This window comes from Halorubrum sp. SS7 (genome assembly GCF_005435055.1).
Classification (GTDB): Archaea; Halobacteriota; Halobacteria; order Halobacteriales; family Haloferacaceae; genus Halorubrum; species Halorubrum salinarum.
In genome coordinates this window covers 1-206 of the sequence record NZ_SGXV01000850.1, presented here as the reverse complement: position 1 = coordinate 206, position 206 = coordinate 1, and the positions used below count along the sequence as shown (strand labels likewise).

General features: G+C 63.1%; 1 pseudogene. It reads right to left on the bottom strand.

Features of this window, described 5'->3' with window-relative positions:
- Window positions 1-121 (bottom strand): annotated as a pseudogene (locus EXE44_RS22020) (formate/nitrite transporter family protein); the annotation flags it as partial.
- Window positions 122-206 lie beyond the last annotated feature (85 nt).

Here is a 206-nt window from a genome sequence, read left to right as displayed (position 1 = left end):
CCGAGAGGAGGAGTCCGGACCGCTCTCGGTTCATCTCGTGGAGGCCGGTATCGAGCAGCGATCCGAGGATGTTCCGCGACGTCATCTGCTCCGTCGAAGCGTCGGACTGTGAGTCGCTCACTAATGGGGGCCTACGATCGGTACTCCCGGATCGCACCCAAGCCTTTGGATCCCGGCGAGGCGAGTGGTGTTCCACTTCGCTCGCT